General features: G+C 71.7%; 9 protein-coding genes. 5 read left to right on the forward strand and 4 right to left on the reverse strand.

Going from position 1 to position 8,165, the window contains the following annotated elements; translation table 11 throughout:
• Window positions 1–40: 40 nt before the first annotated feature.
• The 4 genes from ACWDRR_RS12030 to rfbA all read right to left on the reverse strand — a co-directional run bounded on the left by ACWDRR_RS12030 (window position 41) and on the right by rfbA (window position 3,607).
• Complete coding sequence (locus ACWDRR_RS12030) at window positions 41–997, reverse strand: NAD-dependent epimerase/dehydratase family protein (RefSeq protein ID WP_449772043.1); 957 nt, start codon at window positions 995–997, stop codon at window positions 41–43.
• Window positions 998–1,064: 67 nt separating this feature from the next.
• Window positions 1,065–1,967: a glycosyltransferase family 2 protein gene (locus tag ACWDRR_RS12035; protein ID WP_449772044.1), complete on the reverse strand. Its 903-nt coding sequence runs from the start codon at window positions 1,965–1,967 to the stop codon at window positions 1,065–1,067.
• Between the two features lie 168 nt (window positions 1,968–2,135).
• Window positions 2,136–2,735 (reverse strand): dTDP-4-dehydrorhamnose 3,5-epimerase, encoded by a 600-nt coding sequence (gene rfbC, locus ACWDRR_RS12040; RefSeq protein ID WP_352286363.1) that lies wholly within the window; start codon window positions 2,733–2,735, stop codon window positions 2,136–2,138.
• Window positions 2,732–3,607, reverse strand: coding sequence for a glucose-1-phosphate thymidylyltransferase RfbA (gene rfbA, locus ACWDRR_RS12045; RefSeq protein ID WP_449772045.1), 876 nt, complete (start codon window positions 3,605–3,607; stop codon window positions 2,732–2,734). The genes rfbC and rfbA overlap by 4 nt, the downstream gene beginning before the upstream one ends.
• 81 nt (window positions 3,608–3,688) lie before the next feature.
• Between rfbA and rfbB the strand changes: the two genes are divergently transcribed.
• The 5 genes from rfbB to ACWDRR_RS12070 form a co-directional block, all read left to right on the forward strand.
• Window positions 3,689–4,663, forward strand: a complete 975-nt coding sequence (gene rfbB / locus ACWDRR_RS12050; RefSeq protein WP_449772046.1) for a dTDP-glucose 4,6-dehydratase — start codon at window positions 3,689–3,691, stop codon at window positions 4,661–4,663.
• Window positions 4,660–5,976, forward strand: a complete 1,317-nt coding sequence (locus ACWDRR_RS12055) for a lipopolysaccharide biosynthesis protein (protein ID WP_449772047.1) — start codon at window positions 4,660–4,662, stop codon at window positions 5,974–5,976. Before rfbB ends, ACWDRR_RS12055 begins: the two co-directional genes overlap by 4 nt.
• Window positions 5,977–6,086: 110 nt before the next feature.
• Entirely contained in the window at window positions 6,087–6,488 is a 402-nt protein-coding gene (locus ACWDRR_RS12060; RefSeq protein WP_449772048.1) for a DUF2304 family protein, read from the forward strand.
• Complete coding sequence (locus tag ACWDRR_RS12065) at window positions 6,485–7,264, forward strand: glycosyltransferase family 2 protein (protein ID WP_449772049.1); 780 nt, start codon at window positions 6,485–6,487, stop codon at window positions 7,262–7,264. The genes ACWDRR_RS12060 and ACWDRR_RS12065 overlap by 4 nt, the downstream gene beginning before the upstream one ends.
• 282 nt (window positions 7,265–7,546) lie before the next feature.
• Window positions 7,547–8,165 (forward strand): phospholipid carrier-dependent glycosyltransferase (locus ACWDRR_RS12070; protein ID WP_449772050.1); only part of this gene is annotated, 619 nt, incomplete at its 3' end.

An 8,165-nucleotide genomic window follows, 5' to 3' on the forward strand; every position in this document is an offset into this window, starting at 1 on the left:
ACGTCATGGCATGCGGTGCTCGTTCGGCCGTGGCCGGGACCTACGCCTGGGGAGCGGCGATCTGGGCCTCCCAGAGCTCCCGGACGGCTTGGCGCAGGGTGCGCCGGGGCTCCCAGCCGAGCTGCTCGCGGGCGACGGTGATGTCGAGCTGCTGCCACTCGGTCTCCGGGCCGGTGCCGTCCGGCGCGGGGACCTCGGTGATCTCGGTGGGCACCCCGCTCTCCTCGATCAGCAGCTCGACCAGCAGCCGGGCGGAGGACGCGGCGCCGGTGCCGACGTTGACCACCGGCGGGACGCCCTGCCGGACGGCGGCGAGGAGCACGGCGTCCAGGGTGTCGGTGAGGTCGACGAAGTCGCGCTGGGCGGTGAGCGGCTGGAGCGAGAGCTGCGCGGTCTCGCCGGCCCGGCGGGCGGCGTCCAGCTTGGCGGCCATCACGCCGAGCAGGCTGTGGCCGGGCTGGCCGGCGCCGACCACGTTGCCGAGCCGCAGCGACACCGCGTCCAGCCGGCCGGCCTCGACGGCGCGGACCACGGCCTCGGTGGCGGCGAGCTTGAGCTTGCCGTACTCCATCACCGGGGCGGCGGGGTCGCTCTCGCGCTGGCTGGTGCCGACCGGCGCCATGCCGTACTCGTGCACGGTGCCGAGGTGGACCAGGCGGGCGGGGGAGGCCATCGCGGCGACGGCCTCGATCAGCCGGTCCACCAGGACCACGTTGGCCTGGTACATCTGCTCGTCGTTCAGGCCCCACATGCCGCCGGCCGCGTTGACGACGGTGTCGATCCGCTCGCGGTCGAGCAGCGCGGTGAGGTCGGCGGCGGCGTCGGAGGAGATGTCGAAGGCGACGAACCGGCCGGGCGCCGGCACCGCCGGGGCCTTGCGGGCGAGGCTCACGACCTCGGCGCCCCGCTCCAGCAGGCGGGCGCCGAGCACGCGGCCGATGAAGCCGGTCCCGCCGAGGACGGCGACGCGGGAGGCGGCCGGGTGCGGTGCGGTCATTGCGGTGACTCCCTGGGACGGTGACGGGCCCGGGACGGTGACGGGCCCGGGAGGGTGGTGGGCGTGATCAGCGGGGGCGGGCGGCGGTGCTGGTGGCGTTGCGCAGCAGGGCCTTCGCCCCGTCCCACTGGCCGGCGCGCATCGCGCCCGGGACCAGGGTGAGGGCGTGGATCCGGGCCGACAGGTGCATCCGGGACGCCTTGGCGGCCCGCGGCCAGCCGTGCGCGTCCAGGCGGTCGGCGGCGTCCAGGAAGTACCGGCGGGCCTCGGTGAACCGGGTGCCGCTGAAGGCGGACGAGGAGGAGATGCTGACCGCGTGCCGGCGGTACTGGAAGGCCCGGACGTCGTCGACGACCATGTGCTCGCCGGCCTGGAGCAGGTCGATGACGAGCGCGAGGTCCTGGATGATCTCCAGGTTGTCGCGGAAGCCGGTGGTCTTCACGGCCTCGGTGCGCCAGCAGATCGACGGGAAGTACAGCCAGTTGCCCTTGAGCAGGCTGACCGCGAGCTCCTCGCCGCCCCGCAGGGTGCGGCCCTGCTGCTTGGGCGCGTAGATGCGGCGCTTGGCCTCGTCGGCGAGCGAGCTGGAGGGCTTGCCGTCGCCGTCGATCACCTGGACGCCCGGCTGGATCATCGCGACGCCGGGGTACTGGGCGAGGATCGAGCGGATGGTGGCGACGTAGTTGGGCAGCATGATGTCGTCCGTGCCCATGAACATCATGTACTCGTGCTCGGCCATGCCCAGGCACTTGCGGTAGTTGCCGGTGACGCCGAGGTTCTGCTCGTTCCGGAAGTAGCGCACCCGCGGGTCGTCGAGCTCGGCGAACCACTCCGGGACGCCGGGCTCCCGGCCGTCGTCGACGACGGTCAGGCGCCAGTCGGGATCGCTCTGCGCCAGCACGCTGCGGACCGCGGCCTGCATCAGTGCGACGTTGCCGTAGTACGGAAGCAGGATTTCCAGAGTGGTCATGGTGGAGGGCACATCCGCTGGTCTGAGTCGGGGCCGGGAGCAGGGCGAAGACCCCGCGGCGCGCCCATCATACTGAGCCCGCCGCCGGCTCCGGCCGTGCCGCCCGCCGGGGAGTACGACGATGCCCGGACCCGCGCCGGAGGGCGGCGGGCCCGGGCATCGGGCGGTTCAGCGGGTGCGCAGGCTCTCGGTGAAGGCGAGGCACTTCTCGTAGTCCGGCAGCAGGCCGGTGGCGAGCGCCTCGGCCAGCGAGGGCGCGGCGTCGTCACGGGCGGACAGCTGCGGGGCGTCGGTGGGCCACTCGATCCCGAGGTCCGGGTCGAGCGGGTGCACCGCGTGCTCGCCGGTCGGGTTGTAGGTCTCGGAGCAGACGTACGACAGCGTGGCGTCGTCGGTCAGCGCGCAGAAACCGTGGCCGAGGCCCTCGGGGATGTAGACCGACTTGCGCTCGGCGTCGTCCAGCCGGACGAACTCCCAGCGGCCGAAGGCGGGGGAGCCGACCCGCAGGTCCACGATCACGTCGAGCACGGCGCCGCGCACGCAGCTGACGTACTTGGCCTGGCCGGGCGGGACGTCGGCGAAGTGGATGCCGCGCACGACGTCCTTGGCGGACACCGACAGGTTGCCCTGGGCGAACTTCAGCGGGTGGCCGACGACCTCTTCGAGCCGGTCGAAGCGGTACCACTCCATGAAGAGGCCGCGCGGGTCGCCGTGCTGCTGCGGGGTGACCTCGAAGGCGCCGGGGATCGAGAGCTCGCGGAACTTCACTTGGCCGCCTCCTCTTCGAGCAGCGCGATCAGGTAGTCGCCGTAGCCGCTCTTGCACAGCGGCTCGGCCAGCTCGCGCAGCTGCGCGTCGTCGATCAGGCCGGCCCGCCAGGCGGCCTCCTCGATGCAGCCGATCTTGAAGCCCTGGCGCTCCTCGATGACCCGGACGAACTCGGAGGCCTGCACCATCGAGACGAAGGTGCCGGTGTCGAGCCAGGCGGTACCGCGGTCGAGGATGGTGACGTGCAGCTCACCGGTCTTGAGGTACTCCTCGTTGACCGCGGTGATCTCCAGCTCGCCGCGCGCGCTCGGGCGCAGGCCGGCCGCGATCTTGACCACGCGGTTGTCGTAGAAGTACAGGCCGGGCACCGCGTAGCGGGACTTCGGCTGGGTGGGCTTCTCCTCGATGGAGATGACCTGGCCGTTGTCGTCGAACTCCACCACGCCGTACGCGGTCGGGTCGGCGACCGGGTAGGCGAAGACCATGCCGCCCTGCGGCGCGGTGCGCTGCGCGAGCCGGGTGCCGAGGCCGCTGCCGTGGAAGATGTTGTCGCCGAGGATCAGCGCGACGGGCTCGTCACCGATGAAGTCGGCGCCCAGCACGAAGGCCTGGGCGATGCCCTCCGGCTTCTCCTGGACGGCGTACTCCAGCGTGAGGCCGAACTGGGAGCCGTCGCCGAGCAGCCGCTGGAACTGCTCCTGGTCCTGCGGGGTGGTAATGATCAGGATCTCGCTGATACCGGCCATGACCAGGGTCGACAGCGGGTAGTAGATCATCGGCTTGTCGAAGACGGGGAGGAGCTGCTTCGAGACTGCTCGGGTCAGCGGCCACAGTCGTGACCCGGTGCCGCCCGCCAAGAGGATTCCACGCATGCGCGCAGCTTATGTGAGGTTCGGAGGCTGCCGCTGACCCGGGGCGAGGGCCCCGGGGCACACCGGTAGACTGCCCGCACTATGCGCATCCTCGTTACCGGCGGCGCCGGCTTCATCGGTTCAGAGTTCGTCCGGCAGCTGCTCGGCGCCGACGCAACGGATCAGATCACCGTCTTCGACAAGCTCACCTACTCGGGCGTCGAGGCCAACCTGGCGCCCGTCGCCGGTCACAGCGGCTACTCCTTCGTGCAGGGCGACATCTGTGACGCGGAGGCCGTCGACCAGGTCATGCCCGGCCACGACGTGGTCGTCCACTTCGCGGCCGAGTCCCACGTGGACCGCTCCATCGAGGGTGCCGGCCCGTTCGTGGTGACCAACGTCCTCGGCACCCAGGTGCTGCTGGACTCGGCCAAGAAGCACGGCGTCGCCCGCTTCGTCCACGTCTCCACCGACGAGGTCTACGGCTCCATCTCCGAGGGCTCGTGGACCGAGGAGTGGCCGCTGGCGCCCAACTCCCCGTACTCGGCCTCCAAGGCCGGCTCCGACCTGCTGGCGCTCGCCTACCACCGCACCCACGGCATGGACGTGGTGGTCACCCGCTGCTCCAACAACTACGGGCACTACCAGTTCCCGGAGAAGGTCATCCCGCTGTTCACCACCAACCTGCTGGACGGCAGGAAGGTGCCGCTGTACGGCACCGGTGGCAACATCCGCGACTGGCTGCACGTCTCCGACCACTGCCGCGGCATCGAGCTGGCCATGCGCAAGGGCCGCGCCGGCGAGGTCTACAACATCGGCGGCGGCACCGAGATCACCAACAAGGAGCTCACCGAGCTGCTGCTCCAGGCGGCCGGCGCCGACTGGTCGATGGTCGAGCCGGTCGCCGACCGCAAGGGCCACGACCTGCGCTACTCGCTGGACATCACCAAGATCAGCGAGGAGCTCGGCTACTCCCCGCAGGTCCGCTTCGAGGACGGCCTCGCCGCCACCATCGCCTGGTACCGCGAGAACCGCGCCTGGTGGGAGCCGCTGAAGGCCAAGGCCGCACTGCGATGACGAACCCGGTGGCCAAGCTGCTGGGGGCACTGCCCCCGGGCGTGCGGCTCGTCGCGGGGGGCACCGTGGTCCTCGGTGTCTCCTCGTACATCTTCCTGGCCCTGGCCGGGCACAGCTTGGACACCACCCAGGTCGCCGGCGTCTCGATGCTCTGGACCGTGGTCATGTCCGTCGGGTACGGGCTGTTCTCCCCGGTCGAGCTGGAGCTGACCCGCCTGGTGGCCGCCCGCGACGTGGCCGGCCAGGGCCCCGGGCCGGCGATCCGGCGGGTCCTGCTGGTCACCGCCGGGGTGCTGGTGGCGGTGCTGGCCGTGATCGCGGCCGCCGCCCGGCCGATCGCGGACCGCTTCTTCGACGGCGACCTCGGCCTGGTGGCCGGCCTGGGCGGCGCCCTGGTCGGCCTGGCCGTGAGCTCGGTGGCCCGCGGCGCGCTGGCCGGCCTGGGCAACTTCGGCGCGTACGGCATGCAGCTCGCCGTCGACGGCGGGCTGCGGATCGGGCTGGCCGCGCTGATCCCGCTGTTCGGCGCGCACTCGGCGTTCGCGTTCGCGCTGATCCTGGTCGTCTCGCCGCTCGCCGCCTCGGCGATCGGGATGCGCTCGGTCCTCGCGGACCGGCGCGGCGGGCCGGCGCCGGTCTGGCGCGACGTCGTCACCGGGCTCGGCCTGCTGACCGGTTCGACGCTGCTGGCGCAGCTGATGGTCAACGCGGCCGTGGTCAGCGTCGGCCTGCTCTCGCCGTCCTCCAAGGCGCTGATCGCCGCCCTGCTGAACGCGGTGGTACTGGCCCGGGTGCCGCTCTTCGCCTACGCGGCGATCCAGGCCTCGCTGGTCTCCTCGCTCTCCGGCGCCGCGGCGGCCGGCCACCACGCGGAGTTCCGCAAGGTACTACTGCGCACCGGCGGCATCGTGGTGCTGATGTGCACCGCCGCCGGGCTGCCGACGGTCCTGCTCGGCCCCTGGGCGATCCGGCTCTTCTTCAAGGCGCAGGACGTGCTCGGCCCGGTGGACTTCCTCTGGCTGTCCCTCGGCACCCTCTGCTACATGCTGGCGACCGTCTTCGGCCAGGCGCTGCTCTCGCTCGGGCGCCACCAGCGGCAGCTGCTCTCCTGGCTGGCCGGTTCCGCGGTGCTGGTGGCCGTCACCCTGGCACCCGGGGACATCGCCACCCGGGTCGAACTCGCCTACCTGGCTGGTGCGGCGGTCAGCGCTGCTGCCATGCTATGGGCGCTGGCCCGCTCGCTGTCCGCCCCGGCCCGGCCCGAGGCGGACCACCGGGCACCGATGGCGGCGCATCAGTCGTCGGAGGTATGACGCCCGTTCGTCGGGCCCCGCACAGCCGGCGGCGGCGGTACGTTCACGCCACGCCTTTAATATGTGATTACCCTTGGCCACGCCACTGCCGCTGAAAGGCGCCTCCAGTCGTGCATCTCACCGTCATCACTTCGATCACCGGCGTGCTGGTGCTCGTCTACATCCTGGAGTTGCTGCGCCGACAGCAACTCCGGGAGAAGTACGCGGCTATCTGGCTCGCGATCGGCGTCGTCGTGGCGCCGCTCGGGTTCTTCCCGACGATCCTCGACTCGACCGCCCGCCGGCTCGGCATCGCCTCCGGCGTGAGCCTCGTGCTGTTCGCGGGCTTCGTCCTGGTGCTGATGGTCTCGCTGCACCTGAGCTGGGAGGCCTCCCGACTGGAGGCGGAGACCCGGACGCTGGCCGAGGACGTGGCCATGATGCGGGCCCACCTGGCCGAGCACCACGGCTACCCGATCGCACGCAGCAGCAACGACGCCGGCAAGGCGACGGACCCCGGGGTGACGGCATGATCGACGGCAAGCGGGTACTGATCATCCTCCCGGCCTGGAACGAGGCCGAGGGTCTGCCCAAGATCCTCCGCGAGATCCAGCAGAAGCTGCCCGGCGTCGACACCCTGGTGGTCGACGACGGCTCGGTGGACAACACCGCGGCCGTGGCCGCCGCGGCGGGCTCCCGGGTCGCGCAGCTGCCGTACAACCTCGGCGTCGGCGGCGCCATGCGGTTCGGCTACCGCTACGCGCACCTGCACAACTACGACGTGGCCATCCAGTGCGACGCCGACGGTCAGCACGACCCCGCGTACGTGCCGGCCCTGCTGGAGAAGCTCCAGGAGGCGGACCTGGTCATCGGCGCCCGGTTCGCCGGCCAGGGCAGCTACAAGGTGCGCGGCCCGCGCAGCTGGGCGATGAAGCTGCTCTCGGTGGTGCTGTCGCGGGTCACCCGCACCCGCCTCACCGACACCACCTCGGGCTTCAAGGCCTGCAACAAGCCGATGATCGAGTTCTTCTCGCAGTGGTACCCGGTCGAGTACCTGGGCGACACCATCGAGAGCATGGTCGGCGCCGCCCGCTGCGGCTTCGTCATCCGGCAGGTCCCGGTGGCGATGCGCGAGCGGACCACCGGTACGCCCAGCGCCTCGCCGATCAAGGCGACGATCTACCTGGCCCGCGCGGGCCTGGTGCTGCTGCTCGCGATGATCCGCCGGATGCCCAAGCACCTGAAGACCATCGAGCCCGCCAGCCGCGCGGCGGCGGCGGGTCGGCGCGAGCTGGTCGGCAAGGCCTAGCCCGCACGGAGTTCGGCACGCCTCCGGCGGTCGGTCCCACGGGGCCGACCGCCGGAGGCCGTCGGGGCACGTTCGGTGTGTGCCGCTAGGCTGAGGCCTGCGCGGAGTGTGCTATGGGAGCCGGGCCCACCACAGCGGTGGCGGCCCGGTCCCGGCTGCGGGCCGGGGTGCCCGGGCACGGGCCTGCCGCACATTGTTAGCGTGACCTCCACAATCGAACGGGCCGGGCGGCCTGCCGGATCCACCTCATAGCCGGGTTACCAGGGGAAGAGTCGGAGTTCAGTGCAGACTTCAGCAGAGACCGTCGACGAGCAGCTGGACGGTGTCCAGGGGAGCAGACAAGCCGCCGCCTCGCGGTCGGCCGGTCTGGCGGCCCGGGTGGTGCAGCGGTTCGAGGAGGCCCGCGGGCGGCGCTGGTTCTGGCCGGCCGCGCTGCTGGCCGGGTACGCCGTGGAGGTCCTCTTCCGGCTGGTGCTCGTCCGGCACCTGAGCTACCCGTCGGTGCACGCGGACGAGGACGGCTACCTGGCGCTGGCCCGGGTGCTGGCCGGGCGGCCGACCACCGAGATGCCGGTCGGCGTGGTGATCCCGGGCGGCTACCCGCTGCTGATCTCCCCGGCCTTCCGGATCGCCGACGGCCCGGCCATGGCCTACCACCTGATCATGGGGATCAACGCGCTGCTGAACGCGCTGGTCTTCCCGCTGGCCTACCTGGCGCTGCGCCGGCTGGGCCTGCGCCGGCTGCTGGCGTACGTCTTCGCCGGCGCCACCGCGCTGCTGCCGCCGGTGATCTTCTACTCCGAGTACGTCATGTCGGACACCGTCCTGCCGGTGCTGATCCTGGCCTGGCTGCTCTGCATGCACGGCTGGCTCAGTGACGGACCGGTCAAGCACCGCTCCT

The organism is Kitasatospora sp. NPDC003701 (assembly GCF_053587085.1).